This is a genomic window from Massilia sp. Masssp93 (assembly GCF_059491295.1).
This window is the reverse complement of sequence record NZ_CP168502.1, coordinates 5,508,514-5,525,208: the sequence shown is the minus strand read 5'-3', so window position 1 is coordinate 5,525,208 and position 16,695 is coordinate 5,508,514. Positions and strand designations below refer to the sequence as shown.

8 protein-coding genes are annotated in these 16,695 nt (G+C 68.6%); 4 read left to right on the top strand and 4 right to left on the bottom strand.

Annotation, left to right across the window (positions count from 1 at the left end; translation table 11 throughout):
* Positions 1–30: 30 nt before the first annotated feature.
* Positions 31–873: a sulfotransferase family protein gene (locus ACEN9Q_RS22945; RefSeq protein WP_056444861.1), complete on the top strand. Its 843-nt coding sequence runs from the start codon at positions 31–33 to the stop codon at positions 871–873.
* The gene (locus ACEN9Q_RS22940) at positions 870–10,007 is read left to right on the top strand and encodes an Ig-like domain-containing protein (RefSeq protein ID WP_495626151.1); all 9,138 of its coding nucleotides are present in this window, start codon (positions 870–872) and stop codon (positions 10,005–10,007) included. Before ACEN9Q_RS22945 ends, ACEN9Q_RS22940 begins: the two co-directional genes overlap by 4 nt.
* 23 nt (positions 10,008–10,030) lie before the next feature.
* On the opposite strand, the gene ACEN9Q_RS22935 is transcribed toward ACEN9Q_RS22940, so the two are convergent.
* The 4 genes from ACEN9Q_RS22935 to ACEN9Q_RS22920 are packed head-to-tail and all read right to left on the bottom strand — an operon-like array spanning position 10,031 to position 14,694.
* Entirely contained in the window at positions 10,031–12,118 is a 2,088-nt protein-coding gene (locus ACEN9Q_RS22935; RefSeq protein WP_495626150.1) for a sodium:solute symporter family protein, read from the bottom strand.
* On the bottom strand, positions 12,115–12,426 hold the full coding sequence (locus ACEN9Q_RS22930) for a DUF4212 domain-containing protein (protein ID WP_495626149.1): 312 nt from the start codon (positions 12,424–12,426) through the stop codon (positions 12,115–12,117). The genes ACEN9Q_RS22935 and ACEN9Q_RS22930 overlap by 4 nt, the downstream gene beginning before the upstream one ends.
* Complete coding sequence (locus ACEN9Q_RS22925; RefSeq protein WP_495626148.1) at positions 12,398–13,975, bottom strand: sensor histidine kinase; 1,578 nt, start codon at positions 13,973–13,975, stop codon at positions 12,398–12,400. Before ACEN9Q_RS22925 ends, ACEN9Q_RS22930 begins: the two co-directional genes overlap by 29 nt.
* Positions 13,972–14,694: a response regulator gene (locus ACEN9Q_RS22920; RefSeq protein WP_056447169.1), complete on the bottom strand. Its 723-nt coding sequence runs from the start codon at positions 14,692–14,694 to the stop codon at positions 13,972–13,974. The genes ACEN9Q_RS22925 and ACEN9Q_RS22920 overlap by 4 nt, the downstream gene beginning before the upstream one ends.
* Positions 14,695–14,896: 202 nt before the next feature.
* Here ACEN9Q_RS22920 and recA point away from each other — a divergent pair, with 202 nt between their 5' ends.
* Positions 14,897–15,973, top strand: coding sequence for a recombinase RecA (gene recA, locus ACEN9Q_RS22915; protein ID WP_056447166.1), 1,077 nt, complete (start codon positions 14,897–14,899; stop codon positions 15,971–15,973).
* A gap of 9 nt (positions 15,974–15,982) precedes the next feature.
* Positions 15,983–16,441: a recombination regulator RecX gene (gene recX, locus ACEN9Q_RS22910; RefSeq protein ID WP_495628985.1), complete on the top strand. Its 459-nt coding sequence runs from the start codon at positions 15,983–15,985 to the stop codon at positions 16,439–16,441.
* Positions 16,442–16,695: the final 254 nt, after the last annotated feature.

The window sequence follows — 16,695 nt, the reverse complement described above, 5'->3', positions numbered from 1 at the left end:
ACAGTTGGCCGTGTCCCGAGCGGTGCCAAGATGCCCCAGACCTTTCACTTCATTTCCGGGTTGCCCCGGTCGGGTTCGACGCTGTTGTCGGGCATCCTCCTGCAAAATCCCCGCTTCCACGCCGGCATGACGAGCCCTGTCGGCTCGCTGTGCAGCGCCGTGCTGGGCCAGGTCAGCGCCGGCAGCGAGTTCGCGCCGGTGGTCGGCCGCGACAAGCGCCGGGCGTTGCTGCGCGGGCTGTTCGATACGTATTACGCGGACGTCGACCGGGACATCGTGTTCGACACGAACCGCAGCTGGTGCGCGAAGATGCCGCTCGTGCACGACCTGTTCCCGCAGGCGAAGGTCATCGCCTGCGTGCGCAACGTCGCCTGGATCATGGACAGCTTCGAGCGCATGTACCGCGCCAATCCGTACGAGCACACGCGCCTGTTCGGCGCGGCCGGCGCGCGCGGCACCGTGTACAGCCGGCTGGAAGGATTGGCCCAGCACGACCAGACGGTGGGCCACGCCTGGTCCGCGCTGCGCGACGCGTTTTATGGCGAGCACGCGTCCTCGCTGCTGGTGGTCGATTACGAATTGCTGGCCCGCGCACCCGCCAAGGTCATGCGCCTGGTCTACGAGTTCCTCGGCGAACCGTACTTCGAGCACGACTTCGACAACGTCGAGTACGACGCCGAGGAATTCGACGCGCAGCTCGGCGCGCCCGGGCTGCACAAGGTGAAGTCGCAGGTGAAATTCTCCCCGCGCCCGACCGTCATCCCGCCCGACCTGTTCGACAGGTTCAACCAGATGTCTTTTTGGAATGACAAGGCCGGCAGCGCCGCCAACGTCATCGCCGTCCAGCCCGCACAACAAGGAGAGCCGTCATGACACCGAATGACTACGATGCCGGAGTTGGCGATCTGCATATTGCGTCCGGCGTCGCAGCCGGCGTGACGGCGGGCGGGCAATGGGCGGATGCCGGCGACCAGGCGCTGACCATCGCCCAGCGCACTGAAGTCGTCTTCATCGAGAACGACGTCGCCGATTACCAGACGATCGCCGCGCAGGTCGGCGCCGGCCGCGAGGTGATCGTCCTCGACTCGGCCGGAGATGGCCTGCAGCAGATGGCGCAGGCGCTGCAGGGCCGCAGCGGCATCGACGCCTTGCACGTGATAACGCACGGTTCGGAAGGCAAGCTGGACCTGGGCACCCTGGCCCTGGATTCGACCACGGCCGCCGAGCGCGGCAGCCTGCTGGCATCGATCGGCGCCAGCCTCGCTCCGCATGCCGACATCCTGTTGTACGGCTGCGATGTCGCGGCCGGGCAGGGCGCCTCGTTCGTCGACCAGCTGGCGATCGCCACCGGCGCCGACGTGGCCGCGTCCAACAATCTGACCGGCGACGCGAGCCGGGGCGGCGACTGGAATCTGGAGGTGGTGCACGGCAGCATCGAGACGGCCCCCGTCGTCGATGCGGCACTGGCGGCGCAGTACCACGAACTGCTGGCCATCACGAACAAGACAGTCCAGTTCAAAGTCGGATCTACTGACCATATTTACGGGATGAACGGGCCTACTGCCGATCTGACGTACCACGTCGCCACCAACTATGACCTGAAGTTCGATGGCAATAAGTCAGGCGTGGGCAGCTACGGATATGACAACAGTCCTAACACCTCTTACATCTCGTTTTCGCCCGATGGCCACGAGGACCAGATCACGATCGCCTTCACCGGCGGACAGGTATTCACCCCGACCGCCGTCGATCTCAACGAAAACGGTTCGCAGTTCTCGTCTCAGTACCTGACTATCACGGGGAAGAACGCGCAAGGCGGGACGATTGCGAGCAGGAGCGTCTATGTGTATGACGGCGGCAGCATCGATTTTTTCAGCCATTTTTCGCTTTCCGGGTTCAACAACATCAGCAGCCTGGTCATCACGAAGCAGGGTGGCGGAAATATCGCTTTTTTTCAAATGGACAACCTGGTGCTGTCCGATGCGCACGCAGCCGTGGTTGCGCCCGCGGTCGCCTCCGTCTCGTCGACCACCTCGAACGGCAACTACAAGGCCGGCGACGTCATCGCGGTCACCGTCCAGTTCGACCAGGCGGTGACCGTCGATACGACCGGGGGCACGCCGACACTGGCGCTGGAAACCGGCACAACTGACCAGTTGGTCTCGTATGCGAGCGGCAGCGGTTCCACTACGCTGACCTTCAATTACACCGTCCAGGCCGGCGACACGACCCTCGACCTCGACTACCTCAGCACCGCGGCCCTGGCACTGAACGGCGGCACCATCAAGGCCAGCACCGGCGGCACTGACGCGACGCTGACGCTGCCCACGCCAGCTGGCATCGGTTCGCTGGGCGCCAACAGCGCAATCGTCATCGACACGACCGCGCCCGGCGCGCCCTCGACGCCGGACCTCACCGCCGGCACCGACACGGGCACGTCCAGCAGCGACAACGTGACGAAGAATACGACCCCGACGTTCACCGGCACCGCGGAGGCCGGTTCCACGGTCAAGCTGTACGACGGCGCCACCCTCGTCGGCAGCGGCACCGCTACCGGCGGCAATTATTCCATCACGGCGTCGACGCTGACGGACGGCGTCCACGTGATCACCGCCGCGGCCACGGACGCCGCCGGCAACGTCGGCACGGCGTCCTCCGGTCTGCTCATGACGATCGATACGGGTGCGCCCACGGTCTCGGTCATGAGCAACACCGCCGGCCTGAAAGCCGGCGAGACCGCGACGATCACGTTCATGTTCAGCGAAGACCCCGGCGCGACCTTTACGTGGGATGGCAGCGCGGGCGACGTCACTGTCAGCGGCGGTACGCTGTCTGCCATCAGCGGCAGCGGCCTCACCCGCACCGCGACCTTCACGCCGAACGCGAACGTCGACAACGGCTCGGCCAGCGTCGGCGTGACCGGCGCATCCTACGCCGACGCGGCCGGCAACAATGGCAACGCCGGCACGGCCGCGACCTTCGGCTACGACACCAAGGCCCCGACGCTGGCGATCAGCAGCGACAAGGCGTCACTGCACGCCGGCGAAACGGCCACGATCACCTTCACCTTCAGCGAAGACCCCGGCGCCACCTTCACCTGGGACGGCAGCGCGGGCGACGTCGCCGTCAGCGGCGGCACGCTGTCCGCCATCAGCGGCACGGGCACGACGCGCACGGCGACCTTCACCCCGGACGCGAGCACGAATGCGGGCACGGCCAGCATCACGGTCGGTGCCGGCAGCTATGCCGATGTGGCGGGCAACACGGGCGGCGCGGGCGCGACCCCGTCGATCAGCTTCGACACGCTGGCGCCGAACGCACCGTCCACGCCGCACCTGGCGGCGGCCAGCGACACCGGCATTTCGTCCAGCGACGGCATCACGAACGCCACCACCCCGGTCTTCACCGGTACGGCCGAAGCGGGCGCCACCGTCACGTTGTACGACACGGACGGCACCACGGTGCTGGGAAGTACGGTCGCGACCGGCGGCAACTGGTCGATCACCGCCTCCACGTTGAGCGCGGGTGCCCACACGATCACCGCCAAGGTGATGGATGCGGCGGGCAATGCAAGCGCCGCGTCGTCCGGCGTGAGCGTCACCATCGACACCGCCGCGCCGGCCGCGCCGTCGGCACCGGTGCCGGACGCCGCCGTCACCAACGACACGACGCCCACGTTCACGGGCACGGCCGAGGCGGGCGCGAAGGTCAAACTGTACGACACGGACGGCACCACCTTGCTCGGCACGACGACGGCCGACGGCAGCGGTGCCTGGAGCATCACGTCATCGACCCTGAGCCAGGGCACCCACACGGTGACGGCCAAGGCCACCGACGCGGCCGGCAACGTCAGCACGTTGTCGGCGTCGCACGGCGTCACGATCGACACGACGGCCCCGGCGGCATCGTCGACGCCGCTCCTCGACGCTGCCAGCGACACCGGCATGTCGCACAGCGACGGCATCACGGCCGCCACGACGCCGACCTTCACCGGCACGGCCGAAGCCGGCGCCACCGTCAAGCTGTACGAGGGTTCGACGCTGCTGGGCAGTACGGTCGCCACCGGCGGCAACTGGAGCATCACGAGCAGCGCGTTGGGCGAAGGCCAGCACACGGTCACGACGACCGTGATGGACGCCGCCGGCAACGTGAGCGGCGCCTCGAGCGGCCTGACGTTCACCGTCGACTTGACGGCACCGACGACGACCGTCGGCGCCATCGCGTTCTCCGCCGACGGCGGCAGCTCGGGCACCGACTTCATCACCAACGTCGCCGCGCAGACGGTCAGCGGCACCCTGGGCGCGGTGCTGGCGAGCGATGAGCGCGTCGAAGTCTCGCTCGACAATGGCGCGAACTGGACGACGGCCCAGGTCAGCGGCACCACGTGGTCGCTGGGCACGACGCTGGCCGGCAGCGGCACGTTGCAAGTGCGCGTGGCCGACGCCGTTGACAATGCCGGCCCGGTCGCCACGCAAGCCTATGTGCTGGACACGAGCGCGCCGACCGTCACGATCAGCAGCGACGTCAGTGCGCTGAAGATCGGCGGCACCGCCACGATCACGTTCACCTTCAGCGAAGACCCCGGCGCGACCTTCAGCTGGAACGGCAGCGCGGGCGACGTCACCGTCAGCGGCGGCGCGCTGTCCGCCATCAGCGGCACGGGCCTGACCCGCACGGCGCTCTTCACGCCGGATGCGAGCACGAATGCGGGCACGGCCACCATCACGGTTGCTGCTGGCGCATACGCCGACGTCGCGGGCAACAACGGCGGCGCGGGCGTGACCCCGTCGATCCACTTCGATACGCTGGCGCCGGGCGCCACGTCCACGCCGCAACTGGCGGCGGCCAGCGACACCGGCATCTCGTCCAGCGACGGCATCACGAACACCACCACGCCAGTCTTCACCGGCACGGCCGAAGCGGGCGCCACCGTCACCTTGTACGACACGGACGGCACCACGGTGCTGGGCAGCACGTTGGCGACCGGCGGCAACTGGAGCATCACCGCCTCCACGCTGAGCGCGGGCGCGCATACGATCACGGCCAAGGTGATGGATGCCGCGGGCAACGCCAGCGCCGCGTCGTCCGGCGTGAGCTTCACCATCGACACCGCCGCGCCGGCCGCGCCGTCGGCACCGGTGCCGGACGCCGCCGTCACGAACGACACGACGCCCACGTTCTCGGGCACGGCCGAGGCGGGCGCGAAGGTCAAACTGTACGACACGGACGGCACCACGCTGCTCGGCACGACGACGGCCGACGGCGGCGGAGCCTGGAGCATCACCGCGTCGACCCTGAGCCAGGGCACGCACACGGTGACGGCCAAGGCCACCGACGCGGCCGGCAACACGAGCGCGGCGTCGGCTTCGCACGGCGTCACGATCGACACGACGGCCCCTGCGGCATCGTCCACGCCGCTCCTCGACGCTGCCAGCGACACCGGCATGTCGAACAGCGACGGCATCACGGCCGCCACGACGCCGACCTTCACCGGCACGGCCGAAGCCGGCGCCACTGTGAAACTGTACGAAGGCACGACGCTGCTGGGCAGCACGGTCGCCACCGGTGGCAACTGGAGCATCACGAGTGCCACGCTGGGCGACGGACAGCACACCGTCACGACGACCGTGATGGACGCCGCGGGTAACGTGAGCGGCGCATCGAACGGCCTGACGGTCACGGTCGACACGACGGCACCGACCACGACGGTGGATTCCATCGCGTTCTCGGCCGACAGCGGCTACAGGAACAACGACTTCATCACGAACGTCGCCGCGCAGACCCTCAGCGGCATCCTGAGCGCGCCGCTGGCGGGCGACGAGCACGTCGAGGTGTCGATGGACCACGGCGCGAACTGGACGACGGCGCAAGTCAGCGGCACCACGTGGTCCGCCGCGGCGACGCTGATGTACGGCCCGCAGGCGATTCGGGTGCGCGTGGCCGACGCCGCCGGCCACGCGGGGCCGCAGGCCGTGGCGGTCTACGCGCTGGATACGACCGCGCCGAGCGTCGCAATCACCAGCGACGCCGGCGCGCTGAAGGCCGGCGAGACCGCCACCATCACCTTCACGTTCAGCGAAACCCTGGGCGCGGGCATCAACTGGGACGGCAGGCAGGGCGACATCATCGTCAGCGGCGGTACGCTGAGCACGCTCAACTACGCGGGCACGGGCTTCGACTCGATCTACACGGCCGTCTTCACGCCCGCCGCGAACACGGACGCCGGCACGGCCGGCATCACGATCCCTGCCGGCAGCTATGTCGACAAGGCCGGCAACACGGGCGGCGCGGGCTCGACCCCGACGATCCACTTCGATACGCTGGCGCCGGGCGCCACGTCCGCGCCGCAACTGGCGGCGGCCAGCGACACCGGCATTTCGTCCAGCGACGGCATCACGAACGCCACCACGCCAGTCTTCACCGGCACGGCCGAAGCCGGCGCCACCGTGACCCTGTACGACACGGACGGCACCACGGTGCTGGGCAGTACGGTCGCGACCGGCGGCAACTGGAGCATCACCGCTTCCACGCTGAGCGCAGGCGCCCACACGATCACCGCCAAGGTGATGGATGCGGCGGGCAACGCCAGCGCCGCGTCGTCCGGCGTGAGCGTCACCATCGACACCGCCGCGCCGGCCGCGCCGTCGGCACCGGTGCCGGACGCCGCCGTCACCAACGACACGACGCCCACGTTCACGGGCACGGCCGAGGCGGGCGCGCACGTCAAGCTGTACGACACGGACGGCACGACCTTGCTCGGCACGACGACGGCCGATGGCGGCGGCGCCTGGAGCATCACGGCGTCGACCCTGAGCCAGGGCACGCACACGGTGACGGCCAAGGCCACCGACGCGGCCGGCAACGTCAGCACGTTGTCGGCGTCGCACGGCGTCACGATCGACACGACGGCCCCGGCGGCATCGTCCACGCCGCTCCTCGACGCTGCCAGCGACACCGGCATGTCGAACAGCGACGGCATCACCGCGGACACGACGCCGACCTTCACCGGCACGGCCGAAGCCGGCGCCACTGTGAAACTGTACGAAGGCACGACGCTGCTGGGCAGCACGGTTGCCACCGGCGGCAACTGGAGCATCACGAGCAGCGCGTTGGGCGAAGGCCAGCACACCGTCACCACGACCGTGCTTGATGCCGCCGGCAACGTGAGCGGCGCCTCGAGCGGCCTGACGTTCACCGTCGACCTGACGGCACCGACGACGACCGTCGGCGCCATCGCGTTCTCCGCCGATGGCGGCAGCGCGGGCACCGACTTCATCACCAACGTCGCCGCGCAGACGGTCAGCGGCACCCTGGGCGCGCCGCTGGCGAGCGACGAGCACGTCGAAGTCTCGCTCGACAATGGCGCGAACTGGACAACGGCCCAGGTCAGCGGCACCACGTGGTCGCTGGGTACGACGCTGGCCGGCAGCGGCACGCTGCAGGTGCGCGTCGTCGACGCCGTCGACAATGCCGGCCCGGTCGCCACGCAAGCCTATGTGCTGGACACGAGCGCGCCGGCCGTCACGATCAGCAGCGACGTCAGTGCGCTGAAGATCGGCGGCACCGCCACGATCACGTTCACCTTCAGCGAAGACCCCGGCGCGACCTTCAGCTGGGACGGCAGCGTGGGCGACGTCACCGTCAGCGGCGGTACGCTGTCCGCCATCAGCGGCACGGGCACGACACGCACGGCGACCTTCACGCCGGACGCGGGCACGAATGCGGGCACGGCCAGCATCACGGTCGGTGCCGGCAGCTATGCCGATGTGGCCGGCAACACGGGCGGCGCGGGCGCGACCCCGACGATCCACTTCGACACACTGGCGCCGGGCGCGCCGGCGCCGCAACTGCAAGCGGCCAGCGACACCGGCGCCTCGTCCGCCGACGGCGTCACGAGCGACACCACGCCGACCGTCAGCGGCACGGCGGAAGCGCTTGCCGCCGTCACGCTGTACGACAGCGACGGCACGACGGTGCTGGGCACCACCACGGCCGATGCCGCCGGCGCCTGGAGCATCACCAGCGCCGCCCTGGCCGCCGGCAGCCACACGTTGCGCGCAACCCAGCTCGACGCCGCCGGCAACGTGTCGGCGCAAGGCGCGGCGCTGACCGTCACGGTCGACACCCTCGCACCCGCCACCGCGGCCGCGCCGGTGCTGGCCGCCGCCAGCGACAGCGGCACCGCCGGCGACCACGTCACCAAGGTCAATGCGCCGACCTTCAGCGGCACGGCCGAGGCCTTGGCGCAGGTGACGCTGTACGACACCGACGGCCTCACGGCGCTCGGTTCGGTGCAGGCCGGCGCCGACGGCACGTGGCGCATCACGGCGTCCGCGCTTGCCGACGGCGAGCACGCGCTGAGCATCAGGCAGGTCGATGCGGCCGGCAATGCGTCCGCCGCCAGCCCGGCCTTCACGCTGACGGTCGACACGGCCGCCCCGGCGGCACCCGGCGCCCCGCAGTTGCAGGTGCAGTCCGATACCGGCACGCGCGGCGACGGCATCACGTATGCCATGCCGACCCTCGAAGGCAGCGCGGCGGCGAACGACCTCGTCACGCTGTACGACGGCACGACCGTGGTGGGCACGACGCACGCCGATGCGAACGGCCACTGGAGCATCCTGGCGCAGACGCTGCACGTCGGCGCGCACACGCTGAGCGCGACCGACACCGACGCCGCCGGCAACGTGTCCGCGGCGGGCGGCAGCTTCGCCCTGAGCATCGTCGACGCGCCCGACCCGCTGGTGGACGGCGTGCGCGTGGTGACGGTGCCTGTAGTGCTGGCGGGCGGCGCGTCCGGCAGCCAGGTCGATGTCCCGATCGTGGGCGCCGACCGGGCCGAGTCGACCGGCGCTGCCGGCGTGGCGGACATTCCGCTGGCCAGCGCCGCCGGCACCAACCTGCTGGTGGCCCAGCTGGCGGTCGGCTACGGCCTGAGCGCCAGCGGCGGCGCCAACACGACGGTCGCGAACGCGGGCACGGGACTGATCGCCGCGATCCAGGCGGCGACCGCGTCCGACGGCAGCGGCGACCGGGGCCACATGGTCGACAATGGCCAGAGTTATCTGGCGCAGCTGGCGGCAAGCCACTCGCTGCTGGTGGAGACCGTCACGCCAGTGAGCAGCACGGCGCCGAACGGCGTCCTGACGCTGAACGGCAGCGCCGATCCGCAGCAGCACGTGGCGCTGGTGATCCAGGCCGCGGGCCTGGCGTCCGGCAGCACGATCGCGCTGCAGGACGTCGAGTTCGCGGCGGTCGTCGGCGCGGCGAATATCGTGGCGCAGGCAGGCACGCAGATGCTGAGCGGCGACGCGGCCAGCCAGCATTTCACGCTGGCGGCTGGCGGCAGCACCCAGGTGTTCGCCGGCGGCGGCGACGATACGATGAGCTTTGGCGCGCCGACGCCGGTGGCAACCGCCAGCGGCGCGGCACGCGCGCAGGCGGCACCGGCCACCGCGGTGCTGCACGGCGGCGCCGGCGCCGACACCGCGGTGTTCGCGGGCGCCCGCGCCGATTTCGACATCGAGACCCACAACGACTACCTGATCGTGAGCAGCAAGGCGGCACCGGAGGCGAAGGCGCTCGTCGTCAACGTCGAGCACCTGCAGTTTTCCGATGCCACGGTCGGCGTGCAGAACGGCGCGGACCTGACGCCGCTCACCGGCCTGTATCAGGCGGTGCTGGGACGCCAGGCCGACGTCTACGGCCTCGATTTCTGGGCGACCGTGCACGGCCAGGGCGCCAGCCTGGGCGCGATCGCGCTGTCCATGATCGGTTCGGCCGAACGCCTGGCCACGCAGGGCGGCTTCAATGGCGACGTCGGGCACGACGTCGGCCTGTTGTACGCCGGCCTGTTCGACCGCGCCGCCGATACGGCCGGCCTGGCTTTCTGGACGGCGGCCGTGCAGCACGGCGCCACGCTCACCCAGGTGGCGAACGCGATGCTGCAGTCGGTCGAGATGGTCGGGCAGCAGGGGACGCCGCTCGACTGGAACTTCAGCATGTGACGCGGGCGGGCCGGCCGGGCGCGCTACTCGGGCGCCCGGATATGGTCCACGAGCCCACCGCTTTCGCGCGGCGGCGGCCTTGTCGCCAGGCTCACCGCGACGAGCGCCAGCGCCCCGGCCGGCACGCCGAACACGCCCGCCGAGATGGGCGCGATGTGAAACCAGACGGCATCCAGGCTCCCGCCCAGCATCGGGTTCGTGTGCAGCATGTAGTAGGTGCACACGATGAAACCGGTCGCCATGCCCGCGATCGCGCCCGCGAAATTGGCCCGTTTCCAGAAGACGCCCGCGACCAGCGCCGGGAACATGGTCGACCCGGCCAGCGAGAACGCGGCGCCGACGAGCGACAGGATGTCCGCCGGCTTCTGCGACGCGACATAGGCCGCGATGAAGGCGACGGCGAGCAGCAGCAGCTTGGAGATCGTCACGCGCTTCTGCGTGGAGGCGCCCGGGTCGACGATCTTGAAGTAGATGTCGTGCGACAGCGCGTTCGAGATCGCCAGCAGCAGCCCGTCCGCCGTGGACAGCGCCGCCGCCAGCCCGCCGGCCGCGACCAGGCCGGAAATCACGTACGGCAGGCCGCCGATTTCGGGCGTGGCCAGGGTCAGCATGTCGCCGTCGATCGCGATCTCGGCCAGCTGCACGATGCCGTCGTGGTTGACGTCGACGATGCTGATCAACGGGTTCGCCTTGTCGACGTTGGCCCAGTACGAGACCCAGGTCGGCAGCGCGTCGTAGCCAGTGCCGACGAGGGCCGTGTAGATGTCGTACTTGGCGAGCACCGCCAGCGCCGGCATCGTCAGGTAGATCAGCAGGATGAAGAACAGCGTCCAGAACACCGACACGCGCGTCTCGTGCACGGACGGCGTGGTGTAGGCCCGCATCAGGATGTGGGGCAGCGCGGCCGTGCCGAACATCAGGCAGAACACGAGCGCGAGGAAGTTGTTGCGGCGGATGTCGGATTCCTGGCGCGTCTTGCCCGGGAACGGTTCCGCGTGCGGCTCGGGCGGCTGGGCGCGCGCCAGGTTGGCGGCGCGCTGTTCGCTCCACACGTGCGCGGCTTCCTCCGCCGTGCGCGGATAGTCCAGCAGCTCGCGCTCGGCGGTGCGCACTTCGCCCAGCGACGCGCTGTGGCTGCGCGCCTTGTCCAGCCGGTGCTGCGCGTCGATCTTGCCGGCTTCCCAGGAATGCGGCAGGCCGGCCAGGCGTGCCTCGTAGTCGTCGGCACGGGCACGAAAAGCGTGGCGCACCTCGGCTTCGCGCGGGTCGAGCGCCAGCTGGGCCTCGCGCTTGGCCAGCTTGGGCAGCACGGAGCCGTACGCCACCTGCGGCACGGGGTTGCCCGCGAATTTCACGGACAGCCAGATCGTCGGGATCAAAAAGGCGACGAGGATGATGATGTACTGCGCCACCTGCGTCCACGTGATCGCGCGCATCCCGCCCAGGAACGAGCACACGAGGATGCTGGCGAGACCGAGGAAGATGCCGACCGAGAAATCGACGCCCGTGAAGCGCGACGCGATCAGGCCCACCGCGTAGATCTGCGCGACGACGTACGTGAACGAGACGACGATGGTGGCGCCGACCGCGAGCGCGCGCACCACGTTGCCGCGCCGCGTGCCGGTGTCGCCGCCATAGCGCGCCGCGAGGAAATCGGGAATCGTGTACTGGGCGAAGCGGCGCAGGTAGGGCGCGATCAGCAGCGCGACGAGGCAGTAGCCGCCGGTCCAGCCCATCACGTAGGCGAGGGCGTCGAAGCCGTGCAGGTACAGCGTGCCGGCCAGGCTGATGAAGCTGGCCGCGGAGATCCAGTCGGCCGCCGTCGCCATGCCGTTGAACAGTGCCGGCACGCGCCGTCCCGCCACGTAGTATTCGGACACGTTCGACGTGCGGCTGACGACGCCGATGATCGCGTACAGCACGATGGTGGCGAACATGTACAGGTGGCCGATCCACTGGCGCGGCATGCCCTCGTTTTCCAGGATCGCCAGCGCCCCGAGGAACAGCCCGAAGCAGAGCGTGAACCACAGGTAGTAGCGGGCCAGGCGGCGGAAATAGCTGCGCGCTTTTGCGGGTGGCGCGGCCGCGGCCGATGGCGCGGCGCCGGTCATGGACGCTCCTGCAGCATGCGCGCGAAATCGCGGTCGAGGATGCGCATGCGCCAGGCGTACGCGCCGATGATGGCGAGGTAGATCAGCGACGCGCCCTGCGCGGCGAGGTAGAACGACAGCGGCCAGCCGAACACGGACATGTGCGCGAGGTCGCGCGCGAAAAACACGGTGCCGAAACTCGTGGCGAGCCACAGCGCCAGCAGCAGCGCGATCAGGCGGCGCGCGCGCGCCCAGTGCGCGGCGCGGGCGGCGACGATGCGCGCGCGCTTGCGGTCGGGGTCAGAGGAAGGGACGGTCTCGGTCGGCATCGGGGACAGGCGTGACGGTGGGCGGGAAGGTCAGCCGGAACAGGCTGCCCGGGAATTTCTTGTGCGTGCTGCGCGGGTTGTTGAAGATCTCGATCTCGGCCCCGTGCTGCTGCGCGATCTCGCGCACGATGGCGAGGCCCAGGCCGGAGCCGGGCACGCTGGAGCCGAGGATGCGGTAGAAACGCTCGAACACGCGGTGGCGCTCGGACGGCGCGATGCCGGGACCGGTGTCCTCCACTTCGAGCAGCGACTGGCTGCCGTGGCCGAGATTGGTGCCGCGCACGCGCACGGTGACGCTGCCGCCGGCCGGCGTGTAGCGCAGCGCGTTGTCGATCAGGTTCGACAGCAGCTCGCGCAGCATCATGGCGCTGCCGCCGATTTCCGGCGGGTCGCCGATGACCTCGTAGCCGAGGTCGATCTCGTGCGCGAACGAGGCCTGCACCCAGTCCTGCACGACGTCGCGGGCCAGGGCGGCAAGATCGAGCGGTTCCAGCGCGAGGCCCGCATGCGGCTGGTTCTCGGCGCGCGCCAGCGCCAGCAGCTGGTTGACGAGGCGCGTGGCGGATTCCGAACTCTTGGCCAGCTGTTCGAGCGAACGGTGGATCTCGTTCGGGTCGACCTGGCGCAGCGCCAGCTCCGACTGCATGCGCATGCCCGCCAGCGGCGTCTTCATCTGGTGCGCGGCGTCGGCAATGAAACGCTTCTGGGCGGCGATCGTGTGCGCGAGGCGCGCCAGCATGTCGTTCAGCGACCCCACGAGCGGCGAGATCTCTTCCGGCACCTGGCGCGAATCGATCGGCGACAGATCGTCCGGCAGGCGCGCGCGGATGCGTTCCTGCAGCTGCGCGAGCGGCGACAGCCCGCGCGACAGGGCGAACCAGACGAGGGCCAGGATCACGGGCAGGATGATGAACTGGGGCAGGATCACGCCCTTGATGATCTCGTTGGCCAGCTGCGCCCGTTTTTCCAGCGTTTCCGCGACCTGTACGAGGGCCAGGCGCGGCTCCTCGGACGCGTCCAGCAGCGGCTGCAGGTTGACCCAGGCATAGGCGATGCGCACCGGCGCGCCGTGCATGCTCTCGGTGCGGAAGTGCACGCGGCCGCTGCGCTCGGCGTCGTCGGCGGGGGCCAGCGGCAGGTCGCGGTCGCCGTCGACGATCTCGCCGCGCGGGCCGCTGATCTGGAAATACACGCTGTCGACGTCGTCGGCGCGCAGGATGTCGCGCGCGGTGCCGGGCAGGTGGGCGACCACCTTGCCGTCCACTTCCTTGACCTGCTGCGCGAGCACCGTGACGCTGTCTTCCAGCGCATGGTCGAACGGCTGGTTCGCGATCGACTTCGCGACCAGGTACGTGATCGCGATGCTCATCGGCCACAGCAACAGCAGCGGGGCCAGCATCCAGTCGAGGATTTCGCCGAACAGCGAGTGCTGGATGCTTTCTTCCGACTCGGGCCTGGGCGGGACATACAGCGGCTCGAGCGGCGGCTCGAACTGTTGCGCGACGGCGCGCGGCGCCGGCCCGGCCGCGCGCCGCTTGAACCGTTTCACTTGTGGCCGCTGGCCGCTTCGGCGCTCTTGCGGGCGCCGTCGCGGGGACTGTCGGAATACCGCTCGAGGCAGTAGCCCAGGCCGCGCACGGTGGCGATGCGGATGCCGCCCGTCTCGATCTTCTTGCGCAGGCGGTGCACATAGACTTCGATGGCGTTGTTCGACACTTCCTCGCCCCATTCGCACAGGTGGTCGACGAGCTGTTCCTTCGACACGAGGCGGCCGGTGCGCGCCAGCAGGATTTCCAGCAGGCCCAGCTCGCGCGCCGACAGGTCGAGCATCTGGTCGTTGATGTAGGCGCTGCGGCCGACCTGGTCGTACACGAGCGGGCCGTGGCGGATCACGGTGGAGCCGCCGCCCTGGCCGCGGCGGGTGAGGGCGCGCACGCGCGCTTCCAGTTCCGACAGGGCGAACGGTTTCGGCATATAGTCGTCGGCACCGGCGTCGAGGCCGCCCACGCGCTGCTCGATGGAATCGGCCGCCGTGAGGATCAGCACGGGCAGGAGCGAGCCGCGCGCGCGCAGGCGGCGCAGCACGTCCAGGCCGGACAGCCGGGGCAGGCCGAGGTCGAGGATCAGGAGGTCGAACTCCTGGGTCGACAGCGCGGTGTCCGCATCCTGGCCGTTCTTCACGCAATCGATCGCGTAGCCGGACTGGCGCAGCGAGCGCGTCAATCCGTCGGCGAGCACGCTGTCATCTTCGGCAAGTAGAATACGCATCACACTTCTCCCGGGTTTTGGCTTTGGACTTTGCTATTTCGTATATTGTGTTGGATAACGCGCGCCAAGTCGAATCGGTCAACGGATTGTCACACGACTGTAAATAACGCTTGCCAAGACCACTGGATTTTTATACAGTACTTCCTATTGAATTCGCGCGAGCGGCCCACACCTTGGTTCACTCTAGGACAGAAAGAAAGTTATGGACGATAAGAAATCTGTAGTAAATGCTGCCGAGAAGGGCAAGGCGCTGGCCGCAGCACTGGCGCAAATCGAGAAGCAGTTCGGCAAAGGCTCGGTGATGCGCATGGATGCCAATGCGCCCGTCGAGGAAGTGCAGACTGTATCGACCGGCTCCCTGGGCCTGGACATCGCACTCGGCGTCGGCGGCCTGCCGCGTGGCCGTATCGTCGAGATCTACGGTCCGGAATCGTCGGGCAAGACGACGCTGACCCTGCAGACCATCGCCCAGATGCAGAAGCTGGGCGGTACCTGCGCGTTCATCGACGCCGAGCACGCGCTCGACGTGACCTATGCGCAAAAGCTGGGCATCAAGCTGGACGAGCTGCTGATCTCGCAGCCGGACACGGGTGAACAGGCGCTGGAAATCACGGACGCCCTCGTGCGTTCGGGCAGCGTCGACATGGTGGTCATCGACTCGGTGGCGGCGCTGACGCCGCGCGCCGAGATCGAGGGCGACATGGGCGATTCGCTGCCGGGCCTGCAAGCCCGCCTGATGTCCCAGGCACTGCGCAAGCTGACCGGGTCGATCAACCGTACGAATACCCTGGTCATTTTCATTAACCAGATCCGCATGAAGATCGGCGTCATGTTCGGCAGCCCGGAAACGACGACTGGCGGTAACGCGCTGAAGTTCTACGCCTCCGTGCGCCTGGACATCCGCCGTACCGGCTCGATCAAGACGGGTGACGAGGTGATCGGTAACGAAACCAAGGTCAAGGTCGTCAAGAACAAGATCGCGCCGCCGTTCAAGGAAGCGCACTTCGACATCCTGTATGGCGAAGGCACGTCGCGGGAAGGCGAGATCATCGACCTGGGCGTGGACAACAAGATCGTCGAGAAGTCGGGTTCGTGGTACAGCTATGGTGGCGAACGCATCGGCCAAGGCAAGGACAATGCCCGCATCTACCTGAAGGAACGTCCGGCACTGGCGCGCGAGATCGAGAACAAGGTTCGCGCCGCCCTCGGCGTGCGCGAACTGGGGCCGGTCCCGGCCGGTGGCGATGCCGCCCAACTGGCATCCGTCGGCGACGAGTAATCGTCCTTGATGGTGCGCCAGCAGCTGAGCCTCAAGGCCCGCGCGTTGAAGTATCTGTCGACGCGCGAGCACAGCCGGCTCGAGCTGGGTCGTAAATTGTCCCGCTATGCCGAGGAGGGCGACGACGTCGAAGCCCTCCTCGATTTCCTCGAAAAGAACAACTGGCTGTCGCAGGAGCGTTTCGCGGAATCGCTGGTGAACCGGCGCGCCGGCCGCTACGGCAACGCGCGGGTGCTCGCCGAACTCCAGCAGCATGGCGTCAACGGCGACGCGTTCGACGAGCTCAAGTCCGGGCTCAAGGACACCGAAGTCAAACGGGCCAGGGAAGTCTGGCGCCGCAAGTTCGGCACGGTCCCGCAGGATGCCGAAGAACGCAGCAAACAGATGCGCTTCCTGCTGCAACGTGGTTTTTCCCAAAGTGCGGTGCGTGCCGCGCTGCAGGGTCGTGACGACGAAGACGATTTTTGACCTCATCTCACCGTTGTGAATGACGGACTGTCGTCCGGTTTATGACTGATAAGCTTGCGCTTTCGGCATCACAACTTCGCAACATCTTCCATTATCTTCCCTGCAAAAACCCTTCTGTAACCGGGGAGACGGTGCACAGCCCGGCACCCTGTGCTAAACTTTCATGGTTTAAGCAGCGCCGCAAGAGCGGTTGTTGCCGTAGAAGCTGCGGCAACGTGCATCAGGCACAACGGCTGCAAATTTTTTCGCCGCAT